Below are 15231 nucleotides of genomic sequence, written 5' to 3'. Positions count from 1 at the left end.
AGTCTTTTAAGAAAAAGGATTAAGCAAGGCGTCACTTTAACCTAATGTAGGCACCTTTCGAGAAGGGACAACACAGGGTGTTACTTTTTCACAAAGACCGAAGGGCGTGGTCTAAAAGCCCTACCTTTACGTTGAGCACCTTATCAATAGAATAACTATTAAGTTATGCCCCTCGCCATAAATCTAGAGGCTTTTATCCTCACGCTGAGTCGGGAGGACTTGTTCGCAGACTCCCTAGCAATAGAAACATGCTTTCTTGGGCTTCTTGCTTATCCCGAGAGACTCGCATCCTCAGTAATACTCCTTGCCAAGTTGACCAATAAAGCTTGGCCATTTTTGCTGCCTCGATATCCTTTCGAATAGTTCCCTCAGTTTGTGCTATTTCAAGCAACTTGGTGAAGATTCTTAAGCATTCTTCTACCGAAAGATTTAAAGCTTGTTTGCAAAGGTCATTCCCTTCATCAATGTCAGCCGATATGGTCGCGATTAAGCAGCTATGCTTAAATTCAACTTTTTCATACTTAATAAGACTTAAGTTAACAATTGTTTTTAGTTTAGCTAGGGCATCCATTTGCGCCCCTTCATGCTCAAAAAACTGACTAAATTGCCTTATTAAATCTTGGGTGTATGCCTTAATTAACTCGGCTACAAAAGCTTCTTTGCTAGCAAAAAAATTGTAAAAAGATCCTTTAGGTACTTTCACCTCATCAAGGATCTGCTTTATTCCGGTTCCATGATAGCCATTAGCAGAAAGGTGGGTGATCCCTGCTTCTATTAATGCTTCTCTGGTTGATTCACTTCGTCTTGGTCTTGCCATTTGGAGAGTATATGACCGATCGTCTTTTAATTAAAGTGGCAATGAAGTTTTTCTTTTTTTGTACACATTTATGCTGAGCGACATGTATGTTTATAAAAGGTGAAAATTCGTACTAAGCACTTTCTACTTTGTTACGACCAGCTCGTTTTGCTTTGTATAAAGCAACATCTACTCTTTTGAATACATTCTCCCAGTTTTCGACTTCACTCTCACGGGTTGCGACGCCAAAGCTGGCGCTAATATGTAAGGCTTCATCTGAACCGTTATCCAAACTAAAGTGTTCATCCGATAGCTGAACTCTGAGGTTTTCTGCCATTCGCTCTGCCTGCTCCCGGCTAGTATTTGGCAGTAAAATAATAAACTCCTCGCCACCGTAGCGCGCGACTGAGTCGTTCTCTCGGGTATTTTTGGTGAGTATCATGGCGAGCTTTTGCAATACCGTATCGCCAGCCTTATGCCCATGACCATCGTTTAGTTTTTTGAAGTAATCAATATCAAGCATGATTGCTGACAATGGTACTTGGTTGAGTTTAGAGTCCACATCGCTGTCCGCCACAATTTCATCTAATGCTCGACGGTTATAAACCTGTGTTAATGGGTCTAACGATGCTTGGAGTCTTAATTTGAGCTCTAGATTTGTCGTCGTCATCCATACAATCGAAAAACTAAAACTGACGACTAAGACTTGATAAACGATAAGCACCATAGAGTGCAACAAGCCTGCATTCATAAAGAAGTCTAACTGCACGGATTGACTCACAATAAAGACTCGTAAGCTGAAATAGGCCGCTGAGAGTAAACAGATTGATGAAAGAACTCGCATGCTGGCTTTGCCGAACTCGTCATTACCTTTTAATAAAAGCAAGCTGATTAATACAAGCTGTATCGCACTCGTGCTGCTCATTATCATAATACGTGCATTCACATCATATTGGTTGAAGGTAAAGTGCATCATGCCTGCAACCATCGCACAGAAGCCCACTAAGCTTAGCCAGCTACTCTTGGGAATGGGCACAGAAAGATAACGAGAGAAACCTAATAAAACGAGATAGAAACTCACATATATAGCGCTGTTCGCTAAGACGATTGAAATGAAGTCAGGCACATGTTGTTGGGCACCATTTAAACTTAGAGAGAAGAAGTTTATTAGCAGAGCGCCAGCGATTAACTTAATGCCATTAAAGGTGGGGTAAAAGCGGGAAAACAGAAATAAGCCTATAGCAAAGAACAAACTGAGAAAACTGCTATTCATCAGCAAGGTACGTATGTCTATCAGGTCGCCCATTTTTAATTAACCCTATTATCTAAAGAAGAGTATTAAGGCTGATATTAAATAGATTATGTATAAACCTAAGGATACCCAGCAGTTAAAGCCATACCTAACTTAAACTGCTTACACTCCCTGTTTTGGGAAGTCTTATTCTCGACTCGCCTCTCTTATTCAATCCAGTATAGATAAAATTTCGTTTAAAACTAACTTATTGGCAGTTTCTTAACCAGTTTATTGCCGCATTTCTATTGGTAAATATTTGAACATTATTTGAGTAAACTAGGTGTATTTTTGCAGCCATTAGAGAGGGCTCGCTATAAACAAGAATTGCTATGGCACTGACATTCTTAAGTTCGCCAATTCTTGCTAAGGACTCATGTCCATGAGAGTAAGCATTTTTACGATTAATTAAAAGAGCGTATTTATCTTGATACTTTTCTAACAAACCTTGTTCAATTTCTTCTATGTTTTTTTCGCTGACTTGAACCCCTTGATTGATCGTAATCTCCATAACCTTAGGTTCAACTTCTTCAAAAGTTCCAAATGGCAGTTCGCCTAATAACATATCTCATCCCTGTTGTTCTGATTCCAGTTTTTAGTGGTTCTAATCACTATTTTTATAATTTATTCACAATGTGAAATATTATCAATGAATTTTCAGTGTATCTAAACCATTTTTTAGCTTTATCTATATTCTTTTATTTTTGCCGTTTAAAAGCCTTAATTTAACCTTAACATCCGCAGCTTTTATGCAAAGGTTCCCTTAATACACATTTCGCCATCACGCTTATGCCATTTACCCAGCGCCATGACATCTGTTACTTGATAGTTAGCATCTAGTACCACTAAATCGGCATCCATATTTTTGGCTATCTTGCCTTTGTGTGAAAACTTTAACAGGTCGGCAACATTGCTTGTGATAAAGCTTAGGGCCAAGCTTAAGGAGTGGCCTGCTTGCACAAGAGAGTACAAGGTATCGGGCAAGGTTTGCGCTCTACCAAACTCCATGTGTTGCAATTTACCGCATGCATCGAATTGAGGTAAGCAGCCTCCGCCATCTGAACTTATGGTAATTTGGTTTAGAGGCAAACTACGTTCGACAGCAAGATTAATCGCTTGATAAACATGATAACCCTGCTTATTAAAAGACTCTGGAAAAGCGGTAATATCGATATAGGCCCCTAGTTTGATTATCTCGCACGCATTATCAAATAAGGCCTTATTGCGGTTAACATGGGTGGCATTGAATACTCTAGCAGGGATTTCTGTTTCTTTAATGGCACGTTCCAGAAGCGCCAGTTTTCGCTCCCCATCGCCTAGATGAAAATGCACTATGCCTGCTTTACCTGTCATCAAACCTGCTACATGGGCCTCACTCGCTAGACGGATCACTTCTTGATAGGTGGGCTGGCTCGATCTGTGATCACTTATCGCAAATTCACCAATACCGATCACGGGTTCTAGAAACACCATATCTTGCTTGGCAGTTTCCATTAAACTTTTAGGAGGATAATGATAGCCGCCGGACCAACAATAGGCGCTCATGCCCTCTTCTCTTAAGCCATACACTCGGCTAATCATATTTTCCATGCTTCGAGTTGTATCATCTGTGCCCAATAAGCCTACAACCGTCGTCACACCGGCTGAGGTAAACTCGCTAATGGGCAATACGGGTACTTGAGTCGCGAAGCCTGCTTCTCCTCCACCTCCTGTTATATGCGCATGGGCATCTATAAAGCCTGGCACTAACTTTGCGCCAGCTAGGTCAACCACTTGATGTTCGATGGTGTTAGGTAATTCAATTACCTCTTTACTGATGCTGGTTATCTTGTCATGACAAATGAGGAGATGATTCAAGCCCAAAGACTCTGGGGCATATAGGTCGGCATTTTTGATGATAGTAATGGACATAGTAGGTGGAATTTCCCTTTATTATTCTTTTAAGCATCGCTCTGATTAACCCTATGTAGACGTTAACCTTATGTAGACATTAACCCCTTTGAAGAAAAAGGTAATCCCCTTCCTTATCCACGCCTTTGCTTAATTCTTTAAAACCTTGAGACTGATAAAACTGGATGGCATTTTGATTATTGCAAAGGCATTTAAGCCTAATTGCTTGCTGATAAAACTGACTAACAGTATCAATTAAAGCTTTTCCAACACCTTTTCGTTGGGCTCTTTTATCGACATAAAGATGATGAATAAACTGATCTTGAGACCAAACAGCAATGAAGCCTAAGACACCCGAACTGTCTTCTGCTAACCAAATTTTTTCGCCTTTTGTGTCTTCAATAAAATCTGAAAGTTTGTAGTGACTGGTATCCATCCACTGAAAAGTATCTTGTCGTGCGGTTAAATATATATGCTCTAACTGGGCTTGGTACTTCGCATCATATTCTTTAATTTCCATATATAAAACAACTCCTTAAATTAGCAAAGCCTGATAAATATTCATTTCATCATAACACTTATAACGCAAATGTCTTTAGGCTAAACCCACTAAAAAAGCACTGTTTTAAAAATCTTATTTAACTCATATTATTAGCTAGATAGCTGCACCAATTCTGACACTTCTAATTGCCCTCCTACTTCTAAATAAGGGCAAGCTTGAGCAATAGCTAAAGCCGCCTCATCTGACTCGGCTTGGATAATAGTGTAACCAGACATATGACTTGCACTGCCTTCACTAACCTTGCCTTCACTATCTATGGTCTTGGTGTTTCTTACAGGATTGGCCGCTGACACAACCGCGTCACCTAGGTTATCTAGCCAATCTCTGTATTTCACCATATGTTGTCGTCCTTCATCTCGACCCATTTCTCTAGGTGTGCCCACATAGGTAATTAAATAATGTGTCATGTTAACCTCAGGATAAAAATAAGCTTTATGGTTTAACTCTAATATAAAAATTATTTTTTACCTGAAACTCTTACCTGACTCATTTAACAAATTCTTTTGCCTGAAACTCTTATCTGAAAGACAGAAACTAAAACGATAGGTTAAAAAAGCGTTACAAGGTATATCACTGCCCTATGAAAATACAGGTCTAAAAAAGCGTCGCTTATAGGATTTTATACACTTGGTTTGTTTTGCATATTCAAACGCTGCTTGGCAGTCTTCATCTGCAAAAGAAGCATTTCTATACTCTTCATATTTAGCCAAACTCGCAAAGGTAAACATGGCAATCGCTAGGTCGTTATCGCCTTCTGAAGGTAAAAAGTAACCTTGGTGCTGACCACCGAACTTGTTTACCAGACTTATCCATAATTTTGCATACTGCTCAAATTCCGCTAATTTGTCCGCATCGACTCGATAATGAATGACACAAGTCACCATGATATTTCTCCTTCGCTTGTTTATTTAAAAGCCATCTTAAGTAATGAAAGCCAAATAAAAAATTGGCTTATAAGTCATTTATCGATAAAAATAAGCCAATTATTTCATAAGCCTTTTGCCTACAACCCATAGAAGGAAACCCATGAACAAGGTTGCTATTCTCTGCAAACAAAACGCGTCTTTATTTGAGCTTGGTTGTGCCACTGAGTTCTTTGCGTTAGCAAGACCTGAGGTTCCAAACTGGTATCAGGGCGAAGTAATCAGCTTTGAGCATCAAAAAGTAAACACTGTGGCGGGAGTCAGTATGGATATCAGGCTGATTCGGTCTTTAGATGAGTTTGATACGCTTGTTATCCCAAGTTGGTATCCAGAACAAACTCTCGATAAGGATGTAATAGACAGGGTGCAGTCTTTTTATCACAAGGGGGGCCGCATCTTATCTTTTTGTACTGGCGCTTTTTTTGTGGCTGAATGTGGGCTTTTAACTGACCGCGAAGCAACAACCCATTGGGCCTATGCAGATACCTTTAAAACACTCTACCCTGATGTCACTTTTGTTGAGGATGTTTTGTATGTTTATAAAGACAATATTGGCTGCTCAGCGGGCAGTGCTGCCGCCATAGACTTTAGCCTTGCCGTTATACGTGAAGATTTTGGTCATACTATCGCTAACCAAGTAGCAAGACGTTTGGTCGTCTCTCCCCATAGGGATGGTGGACAGGCTCAGTTTGTGGAAACACCTATACTTTCTCATCAGGTATTATTCGCGAAAACGCTAGACTGGGCGAAAGCTCATCTCGATACACAGATTAATGTGGACTCTTTAGCGCAACAAGCGGCAATGTCACGACGTAGCTTTGATCGACACTTTAGAGCCAGTATGGGGGTGAGTGCTAAAACTTGGCTGACTCAACAGCGTTTAAACCTTGCTAAACGTCTGCTAGAGGAAGACAAACTTAATATGGAGCAAGTCGCCATTCAATCTGGCTTTAATAATCCTATGACCCTGCGCCATTGTTTTCGTCAGTATTTGACTATTTCTCCTAGTCAATATCGTCGTCAATTTGCCTTGAGAAAAACAAACTAGTCAAATTGCGCATCACGATAGTGAGGGATAGTCCAATCTTGCTCATGCCCGACAGGCACTATGCCATAAGGGTTAATGGCCAAATGACTAGCGTAATAATGACGCTTGATATGCGCCATATTAACTGTCTCGGCAACACCCGGCATTTGATAGAGTTCGAGCATGTATTGGTAAATATTAGGGAACTCATTCAGTTGCTTTAGGTTGCACTTAAAGTGAGTATGATAAACCGCATCAAAGCGAACTAAAGTGGTCCATAGACGCCAATCTGCTTCGGTGAGTTGATCTCCTACTAGGTATCTTTGCTTAGAAAGTATGCCTTCGATAACCTTGAGTGCATCAAACAAACCTGTGACATTCTTCTCGTAGGCACCTTGTGTCGTAGCAAAGCCTGATTTATACACGCCATTATTAATTTTGTGATAAACCAGTTCATTGATCTCATCAATTTGCGCTTGTAAATCACTCGGATAAAAGTCTAAGTCATTACCTGTGATGCCATTAAACGCTTGATTAAACATGCGAATTATTTCAGATGACTCATTATTAACAATACGGTTTTGCTGTTTATCCCAAAGCAAAGGTACTGTGATATTACCTTGGTAATCCGTTTGGTTGGCAAAGTACTTTTCAGAGAGGTAAGTACTGTCTGCTAAGGTATCACCTGTTGTGCCATAAAGCTTGGCTGAATTCTCATCATGTTCAAAACTCCAACCTTGGCTATGCATATCAGGGTGAACCACGCTGACACTGATTAACTCTTCCAACCCTTTTAGTTTGCGAAACAAAAGCGCTCTGTGTGCCCAAGGGCAAGCAAGGGAAACAAAAAGATGGTATCTATTCGCTTCTGCTTGAAAGCCAGCATCTCCTGACATACCCGCACTGCCATCGGCGGTTATCCAATGTCTGAACTGCGAATCTTTGCGTTTGTATTCACCAGCTTTAATACTGGTTTTCCAATTTGATTGAATCTTTTCCATCTTACTCTCCCCTTCACCTGCTTTGGGTAAACGTCTTATATTGGATTTAGTTGATACCTTCTGAATTAAAGGATCTGAGCCAGTTCCTCAAAGGCCAATCTTGGGCCTCTTGGGTGTGCGCCGTCTTTTTCACCATAACCCAAGTTAATTAAAAAGTTTGATTGATAACGCCCTTCTGGGAAGAACTCAGCATCTAAAGCTGCATTATCAAACCCACTCATTGGACCACAATCTAGCCCTAACATACGCGCAGCCATTATCAGGTAAGCACCTTGTAATGAGCTATTACGAAAAGCGGTGCTATCACGTAGCGCTGCATTTTCTTCGAACATTTGCTTAGCACCCGGTACTGCTGGAAATTGCGTTGGCATATGCTGATAAAATTGCATATCGCTTGCGACAATAACCGTTACTGGCGCGGCTAAACTTTTCTCTTGATTGCCCGGCATCAATGAGCTTTGCAATCTTTGCTTCGCCTCTTGGCCTTTAATAAAAACAAAATGACTTGATTGGCAGTTCATTGAAGTTGGGGCCCATTTAAGCAGGTCATAAAGCTGTTTGATTTGCTCATCACTTACTTGGATATCTTGAAAACGGTTAAAACTTCTGGCAGAGCTAAAGACCTGTTCTAGTGTTTGCGCTGATACTTGACTCTCTTGTGCTACTTGCATTGTCTACTCCTCTAAAATTAGTCGACTTAGGCTTATTCGGTGACCTTTTCGCTAGCTTAACCTGCTGGCATCTCAATAATGATGAAGTGCCCATAGCCTTTGCTCGATGAAAACACCAAAGACTGCGCATCTCTTATTTCTAGCGTGTCTTTTTCACTTAAGACTTCAGCCCTTGCTTCTACTTGGCCTTCTGCTGTTAAGGTGACGTTAAGATCTCCTTCAATACAATTGATATAAGCTTGTCGACCAGCTTTAAGCTGAAATTCAACCTGACTCTTATCATCAAGCACTTCACTGGCATAAAGGTTTACATTGCTATTCACATATAGAGGCACGTCTGCCTTGTTACTTGGGTTGCCTACTATATGAACTAGCTTATTAGCCCTATCTTCTGGGATGAACGCTTTATGCTCATAGCGTACTGGACCACCTGCTTGCTCAGGTAAAATCCAGATTTGTAGAAAACGACACCATTCATCATGAATATTCATTTCTGAGTGCCATAAACCTGTGCCAGCTGAAATTGCCTGCACATGGCCTCGGCCTATAGTTTCTTGCGTATTGGTAACACTGTCCCAATGGGTAAGCTGGCCTCGCACCACATAGCTAATAATTTGCATGTCCCTATGAGGATGGCGCCCAAAACCATTTTTTGGGCTAATGTCATCGTCATTGAACACTCTAAGTGCACCAAACCCCATGCGCTTTGGATCGTAATAATTCGCGAATGAGAAATGGAAATAAGTATTCGCTGGATGCATCGGACTACTGGCTAAGTAATGTAGTTTTGATGCATCTCGTTTTTCTATCCTTTCCATGCTGCGCTCCTTACTTAAAGGGTTTAGTTGAATTGCTTTTTTGCAATCAGCTTATCCAGTGACAGATTCCCTGCGCCACTTACAACCAATGAAACTGAAACAGCTAATAACGCTAATGCAAACTCATAGCCGTTGTTACTCATAAAGAGTCCATTGACAAAATGTACGCTGAAAATTGCAACTAGCATGGTGACAGCAAGCATGGCAGCAGCAGGCCTAACTAAAAAGCCAAATACAAGGGCTAGACCACCAAAGAACTCTGCACTACCTGCCATTAACGCCATAAAATAACCTGGCTCTAAACCAATGGATGCCATCCATTGTCCTGTGCCTTCTAAGCCATAACCACCAAACCAAGCAAACAGTTTTTGGGCACCATGAGCCATGAAAGTTAAACCGACAGGTAGACGTAAAGCGAAAGCGGCAAAGCTATTATTTGAACGGGTAATCATTTCTAAATAAGACATAACATTCTCCAAACTTCATTGTTTTTGATCGATGGAGAGATTATATTTCCTGTATTAATTAAAAAATAACGATATATATTGAACCTTTAGTTCAAAAGGATTGAAGTAATGCAGAATCTGCTAACCTTAGATGCGTTACGTGTACTTGATGCGATAGATAGAAAGCAAAGTTTCGCTGCAGCAGCAGATGAATTATTTCGTGTTCCCTCTGCTATTTCCTATACCATCAACAAACTTGAGGAAGACTTGGGCGTTGCCTTATTTGACCGCTCTAAGCGTAAGGCTGAATTTACTCAGGTGGGTCAGCTCATCTTGCAACAAGGCCGCGCTATTTTAAAAGCCAGTGATGAGTTAACTCATATGGCAAAACAAGCGGCAAGTGGTTGGGAGTTAGAGCTGAGAATATGCATGGACAGCATTCTGCATTATCAGGCGATTTACGATCTAATTAACCTATTCCAACAAAGTTACCCTTGGATAGACATTCGCCTCACTCAAGAGAACTTTGGTGGCACTTGGGATTCTTTAAGCGCGGGTGAAACCGACCTTATCATTGGCGCTTCTGACGAACCCTACACTAATGATTTTGACACCCATCCATTAGGTTTGGCTGAGTTCATTTTTGCCATTGCTAAAGATCATCCTTTAAGTCTTGAGCCCGAGCCTCTTACCTCTGACAAGATCAAGCAGTATCCTTCCATTGTCGCTATGGATAGCTCAAGATACTTACCGCCAAGATCGGCAGGTTTATTAGACGGGCAAGCTCGTATTACAGTACCCGATTTGCAGAAAAAAATTGATGCTCAGCGCTTCGGATTGGGTGTTGGTTATTTGCCTTTGCATCGAATCCAAGACTACTTACAAAGTGGTGAATTAATTAGCCCCAGATTAGAAAATGCAGAGGCAAGACAACACCAACTATGCATTGCTTGGCGTAAAGATAATCATGGAAAAGCATTAGCTTGGTTTGTCGAAAAACTCAAAGAAATGCAACTCACTCGCTTTCTTAATTATTAAAAAATGGCTATTTCAACTAAATAAGATAAACAGATATTCTCCTATGAAAATTTTAATTGCTCCAGATTCGTTTAAAGAATCCCTCAGTGCTGAACAAGTGGCTAAGGCGATTGAACAAGGTTTTAGACAACATTTTGCAGAGGCAGATTATCATCACGTCCCGATTGCAGATGGTGGCGAAGGCACCTTGGCCGCTTTGGTTTCTAGCAACCAAGGAGAGATAAAAACAAGTCTGGTTGAAGGCCCTTTAGGAGATTTAACTAAAGCAAAATGGGGATTAATCAATCAAGGGGACGTTGCGGTAATTGAGCTTGCTGAAGCGTCTGGTTTAGCGCTAGTTGCGCCTGAAAAGAGGCAGGTTTTAGCGGCATCCAGCTATGGAACAGGGCAAATCATCAAGCAAGCATTAGATCTTGGTGTTACGCAAATTATACTCTGCCTTGGTGGCAGTGCGACCAATGATGCAGGCGCAGGTATTGCACAAGCCCTTGGCATTCAACTATTAGACAAAGCCGGTAATGAGATAGAAAAAGGCGGCGCGGCATTATCCCAATTAGATAAGATCAATATTGATAATCTTCACCCAAGAGCAAGCCAAATAGAATGGCTTCTAGCTTGTGATGTGGATAATCCATTATGTGGCCCAAAAGGGGCAAGCGCTGTTTTTGGACCACAAAAAGGTGCCACACAAGCTGAGGTAAAAACGCTCGATGCTGCCTTAGCGCATTTTGCTAAACAGATAGCAGACCTAACCAAAGAGGACCACGCTACAACCTCTGGTTACGGTGCTGCTGGCGGCACGGCGCTTGGTATCTCACTTTTTGCTCGACCTAAACTCGAAGCGGGTATCGATATCGTTTTAAGGACAGCTAATTTTGAGCAGCACCTTGAAGGCGCTGATCTTGTTATTACCGGTGAAGGCCAGATGGATTATCAAACGCTTCACGGTAAAGCCCCTTTTGGTGTTGCCAAAGCAGCGAAAGAAAAAGGCATCAAGGTAATTGGTATTTCAGGCTCTTTGGGCGCAGATACAAGCGGATTAGAAGATTACTTCGATGCGATTTTTGATTCGACTCGCGCTTCTATGCCATTAGAGCAAGCATTAGTTGAGGCAGAGAAGAATCTAGTTCATCTTGCCTCAAATATCGCCGCGACATTAAAGCTAAGCCTAGGTTAACAATAACCTAGAGCTATAAACCGCCCATTAGGTCGATGTTAGTGCCTGTTGCAAAGGATGCTTTGTCGGATGCGAGCCAATAAATAGCTTCGGCAATTTCAATTGGCTCGCCGCCCCTTTGCATAGGGATTTTCTCTTTCAAACGATCTACCCTACCTGGCTCGCCACCATCGGCATGCATATCCGTATAAATAAGACCGGGTCTCACACCATTCACCCTAATACCCTGAGTTGCAACCTCAAGGGACAAGCCTCTTGTCATGGCATCCATCGCGGCTTTTGAGGCTGCATAATCGACATATTCATTAGGTGAACCTGTTTTTGCAGCCCCTGAAGACACATTAATAATGCAGCCTCCTTGGCCATCATATTTAAATGACATACGCTTAACTGCCTCTCTGGCACACAAAAAAGCACTGGTTACATTATTAATTAGGATGGTATTAATACGCTCAGCCGTCATGTCTTCTAAACGCATTTGCTGCTTTAAGATACCTGCATTGTTCACTAAGACAGAAACTGGACCCAGCTCTTTATCTACTTGCTCAAACAGACGCACTACATCTTCTTCTTGGGCAACATCGGCTTGAACCACAATGCATTTTGCACCTTGAGAACGGAGTTTCTCAGCTAATTCATTGGCTGGCGCAGCTTGAGATTTATAGTTTAGGCAGATGGCATAACCATGCTCAGCAAATAACTCTGCTGTTGTTGCCCCTATACCACGGCCAGATCCTGTGATGACAACTACTTTTGAACTTTGCATACACTTCCTTATCTCAAGTTACGGGGTGTTTAGAGTAACTTAAGAAAGCGTTTTTAGTCATCTTTTTCATTTTTAAGGTCAAGCCCAGGATAAAGCTTTTTGGTGCAGGCAGGACAAATAGCATGGCTAAATTCAGCTTCTGAATGCTTGCTAATATAGCTCTCTATTTTATTCCAATAGCCTTTATCATCCCGAATATTTTTACAGGATGCGCAGATAGGTAGAAAACCACTGAGTAAGTTGACCTTATCCAATGCCTCACTTAGCTCCAACACTAAACGTTGGTTTTCTAATTCGGCCTCTTTTCTTACATGTATATCCGTGTGAGCACCTACCACTCTTAATGGCTTCCCTTCTTCTGTCCAACTGAATATCTTCCCCCTATCAAGAATCCAAAGGTACGAGCCATCCTTACATAAAAGCCTATGTTCATTGTGATAAAAAGGGGTTTTACCTTGTAAATGATCATTTAAATCCTTGTAAACCGCCTCCCTATCTTCTGGGTGCAACCTCTTATCCCATTCAGCAAGTTCATTACTAATCTCATCATCAACAAAGCCTAGCATCTCTTTCCACCTTGGCGAAAAGTAGACTTGGTTTGTCACGGCATTCCAATCCCATACGCCATCCATATTACCTTCCATTGCGTAGATCCAGCTGGTTTCTTTGTCTTGAGAGTGACTTGCTGCCTCTGAAAGCTTAGTTGCTAAGCACTTAAGATTAGTAATCTCTTGCTTTAACTCACTGATTTCATCATTCAAGGACTGTATTTTTTGTTTTGACACTGATGCCTCCACTATCCTCAAGTATTTATTACACCTTCGAGCTTGGTTGCATAACAGTCCTTAGGCAGCAGCCATTGCCTTGATGATATCGCGCCAACTCAGTATGCCGACGGGTCTTCCCTCATGATTTACAACGGGTAAACAGGATAGATTGAATTCATTAAATAACGCGATGGCTTTAGCTAATACATCATCCTCATTGAGAACAATGGGCTTTCGCGTCATGATTTGATGCACTTTAATATTTAAGCAAGCTAGGTCATCATGGGTAGCCACCTTACCAAAGACTTTCGGGTTTAACGCCTTAAGTAAGTCCCTATCTGATAGCACACCGTATAACTTGCTACATTTCTCATCCACAACCAATAAATGATGGAACTTCTTTGTATCAAAAATCGCTTTTATCATATCAAGCTCATCATCCATCAATACCGTAACCAAGTCTTCACTCATTAATTTAGAAACCTTCATAATTAGCAAGCTCCCTATACATTGACTAATGAAACACAAAACTTCCGGCTACTTTAAAATTAAAAGTAAGTTCATAAAAAATCCAGTTTAATACTCAGAATAAAATAGATAACGGCTTAAACCTTGATTCACAATATAAAATCCAACATATATGGAAGCAAAATCACTTAAATTCAGGTTAAATGAAAATCAAAATTATTAAATTTTACACCATCAATATTTACAAAAACATGCGAAATAACATTTTAAATCCCAATAAAAAAGGCCTGATAAAATCAGACCTTTTTTCATTTCTTTTTTAAAAGAGACGCTTTTATAGGCTAGCTTTAGATGCCAAAGTAGCTGTAGGAACATCATATTTAATGGTGTCACCTTTTTGGATTTTACCAGCATCATCTTCGTAGTAGTAAACTAGGCTCATAGTTGCATAAGCCAAAGCGAATGATTCGCTTGGTAAAGAGCCGTCGCCACAGCCAACGTTATAGCTAGCAATACGTGATTTCTCTACCGTGATAACTAGGTATGGATCAGCACCATTACCTTCACGAGATGGTTTGGTAATCATGATTTCACATGTTTTACCTTCAGCACCTGGTGAGAACAAGAAAGTGGTTAGTAATGGGCTTGCACCATCAGAACCGCGAGAAATGCTAAGTTCACCTAAACCGACCATACCTTGATCTGCATTGTTTGCGTTACCAACATCAACAGTTACACCACGAACAGCACCCCAAGAAAGAGAATCGATTGCGAAGAAACCTTTTTTACCACCTACTTCACCAATTGTTGCTGCACCATTAATTGCATCAACACCATCAATACGCATATATATAGTAGCCATAATTTAATTCCTTATATTTCAATTAAATATCAATAAATTTTAAAAACCTAAAAGTTAATTCCAAGAAAAATTAAATTCTTTTGTTAAACAAACTTCATAAAACTGAAGCTTTTATTTAAAACCTAACTAAGAGGTTTTTAAAATTAACTCGTCTTGTTGATAAAAATAGTACGACGGGAAACTAGCTGAGTAAATGAAATGAATTTAACATCCACGACTTCTTCATATTCTGCTAATACATAATTACATAAACTAAGAAGATAAAATCAAAAACCAACCTAAAGCATTGATAAATAACAATTTATATAGAAACATAAAATTATGAAGATCTACATTTTTTATTCACATTCAGGCTAAAAGTGCAGTTAAAAATGGAGGAATCTGCTTATTTAAAAACCGTAGAAAACATATTTCGGAAAAAGTAGTGAATTTAAAAATAAATCTAACAAAATTACTTGACCCTTTATTTAAAGGACAAGGTTATCACCCCTTATAATCGCATTTTTCTAAGATTAAAAACTTATCTACTGAAGCCTCTTTGCTACATTAAAAGCAAAAGCACTTTAAAATAAACTAGTTTTTTCTCCTTTATCAAGTACTTCCTAGATCTCAACAATAAGTGACACACGCTTATTTAATAATACTTCAATTGGTGTGAGATAATTTAGCGATTTTCTCGGCCTAAAATTGATTAGCATTTGCGTGACTGTAATGTCCTGCTCTGTGAG

General features: G+C 40.3%; 18 protein-coding genes and 1 pseudogene. 3 read left to right on the top strand and 16 right to left on the bottom strand.

The annotated features are described in order from the left end of the window. Positions 1-199: 199 nt before the first annotated feature. The 7 genes from OA91_RS23465 to OA91_RS23435 form a co-directional block, all read right to left on the bottom strand. On the bottom strand, positions 200-817 hold the full coding sequence (locus OA91_RS23465; RefSeq protein ID WP_063337857.1) for a TetR/AcrR family transcriptional regulator: 618 nt from the start codon (positions 815-817) through the stop codon (positions 200-202). Between the two features lie 112 nt (positions 818-929). After that, positions 930-2102, bottom strand: a complete 1173-nt coding sequence (locus tag OA91_RS23460; RefSeq protein ID WP_063337858.1) for a GGDEF domain-containing protein — start codon at positions 2100-2102, stop codon at positions 930-932. Positions 2103-2295: 193 nt separating this feature from the next. Further along, entirely contained in the window at positions 2296-2652 is a 357-nt protein-coding gene (locus OA91_RS23455) for a hypothetical protein (RefSeq protein WP_063337859.1), read from the bottom strand. 182 nt (positions 2653-2834) lie between these two features. Continuing rightward, positions 2835-3998: a beta-aspartyl-peptidase gene (gene iadA, locus OA91_RS23450; protein ID WP_063337860.1), complete on the bottom strand. Its 1164-nt coding sequence runs from the start codon at positions 3996-3998 to the stop codon at positions 2835-2837. Positions 3999-4077: 79 nt separating this feature from the next. Further along, positions 4078-4497, bottom strand: a complete 420-nt coding sequence (locus OA91_RS23445; protein ID WP_063337861.1) for a GNAT family N-acetyltransferase — start codon at positions 4495-4497, stop codon at positions 4078-4080. A 131-nt stretch (positions 4498-4628) separates the two neighbouring features. Then, positions 4629-4946, bottom strand: coding sequence for a YciI family protein (locus tag OA91_RS23440; protein ID WP_046019428.1), 318 nt, complete (start codon positions 4944-4946; stop codon positions 4629-4631). 171 nt (positions 4947-5117) lie between these two features. Continuing rightward, the gene (locus tag OA91_RS23435; RefSeq protein ID WP_063337862.1) at positions 5118-5423 is read right to left on the bottom strand and encodes an NIPSNAP family protein; all 306 of its coding nucleotides are present in this window, start codon (positions 5421-5423) and stop codon (positions 5118-5120) included. Positions 5424-5565: 142 nt separating this feature from the next. Here OA91_RS23435 and OA91_RS23430 point away from each other — a divergent pair, with 142 nt between their 5' ends. Then, a complete protein-coding gene (locus OA91_RS23430) occupies positions 5566-6510 on the top strand; it encodes a helix-turn-helix domain-containing protein (RefSeq protein WP_063337863.1) in 945 nt (314 codons plus the stop codon). Here OA91_RS23430 and OA91_RS23425 read toward each other — a convergent pair. From OA91_RS23425 to OA91_RS23410, 4 genes are all read right to left on the bottom strand, one after another. Further along, positions 6507-7490 (bottom strand): glutathione S-transferase family protein, encoded by a 984-nt coding sequence (locus tag OA91_RS23425; protein ID WP_063337864.1) that lies wholly within the window; start codon positions 7488-7490, stop codon positions 6507-6509. The genes OA91_RS23430 and OA91_RS23425 overlap by 4 nt on opposite strands. Before the next feature lie 65 nt (positions 7491-7555). Continuing rightward, on the bottom strand, positions 7556-8161 hold the full coding sequence (locus OA91_RS23420) for a malonic semialdehyde reductase (RefSeq protein WP_063337865.1): 606 nt from the start codon (positions 8159-8161) through the stop codon (positions 7556-7558). Positions 8162-8217: 56 nt separating this feature from the next. Further along, entirely contained in the window at positions 8218-8979 is a 762-nt protein-coding gene (locus tag OA91_RS23415; protein WP_063337866.1) for a pirin family protein, read from the bottom strand. 23 nt (positions 8980-9002) lie between these two features. Beyond that, the gene (locus tag OA91_RS23410) at positions 9003-9446 is read right to left on the bottom strand and encodes a DoxX family protein (RefSeq protein ID WP_046019434.1); all 444 of its coding nucleotides are present in this window, start codon (positions 9444-9446) and stop codon (positions 9003-9005) included. A 108-nt stretch (positions 9447-9554) separates the two neighbouring features. Here OA91_RS23410 and OA91_RS23405 point away from each other — a divergent pair, with 108 nt between their 5' ends. Together OA91_RS23405 and OA91_RS23400 are read left to right on the top strand one after the other, a co-directional pair. Further along, positions 9555-10463, top strand: coding sequence for a LysR substrate-binding domain-containing protein (locus tag OA91_RS23405; RefSeq protein ID WP_063337867.1), 909 nt, complete (start codon positions 9555-9557; stop codon positions 10461-10463). A gap of 43 nt (positions 10464-10506) precedes the next feature. Next, positions 10507-11640, top strand: a complete 1134-nt coding sequence (locus OA91_RS23400) for a glycerate kinase (protein WP_063337868.1) — start codon at positions 10507-10509, stop codon at positions 11638-11640. Between the two features lie 13 nt (positions 11641-11653). On the opposite strand, the gene OA91_RS23395 is transcribed toward OA91_RS23400, so the two are convergent. The 5 genes and pseudogenes from OA91_RS23395 to OA91_RS24880 form a co-directional block, all read right to left on the bottom strand. Further along, a complete protein-coding gene (locus tag OA91_RS23395; protein WP_063337869.1) occupies positions 11654-12406 on the bottom strand; it encodes an SDR family oxidoreductase in 753 nt (250 codons plus the stop codon). A gap of 53 nt (positions 12407-12459) precedes the next feature. After that, complete coding sequence (locus tag OA91_RS23390) at positions 12460-13191, bottom strand: PAS domain-containing protein (protein ID WP_063337870.1); 732 nt, start codon at positions 13189-13191, stop codon at positions 12460-12462. Positions 13192-13251: 60 nt separating this feature from the next. Then, complete coding sequence (locus OA91_RS23385) at positions 13252-13662, bottom strand: CBS domain-containing protein (protein ID WP_063337871.1); 411 nt, start codon at positions 13660-13662, stop codon at positions 13252-13254. 313 nt (positions 13663-13975) lie between these two features. Beyond that, entirely contained in the window at positions 13976-14503 is a 528-nt protein-coding gene (locus OA91_RS23380) for an Hcp family type VI secretion system effector (RefSeq protein WP_046019440.1), read from the bottom strand. A gap of 602 nt (positions 14504-15105) precedes the next feature. Further along, positions 15106-15231: pseudogene (locus tag OA91_RS24880) on the bottom strand (IS30 family transposase); the annotation flags it as partial.

It is taken from the genome of Marinomonas sp. SBI8L, assembly GCF_001624705.1.
Classification (GTDB): domain Bacteria; phylum Pseudomonadota; class Gammaproteobacteria; order Pseudomonadales; family Marinomonadaceae; genus Marinomonas.
Note: the sequence above shows the minus strand (reverse complement) of the source record. Positions and strands in the feature narration are given on the sequence as shown.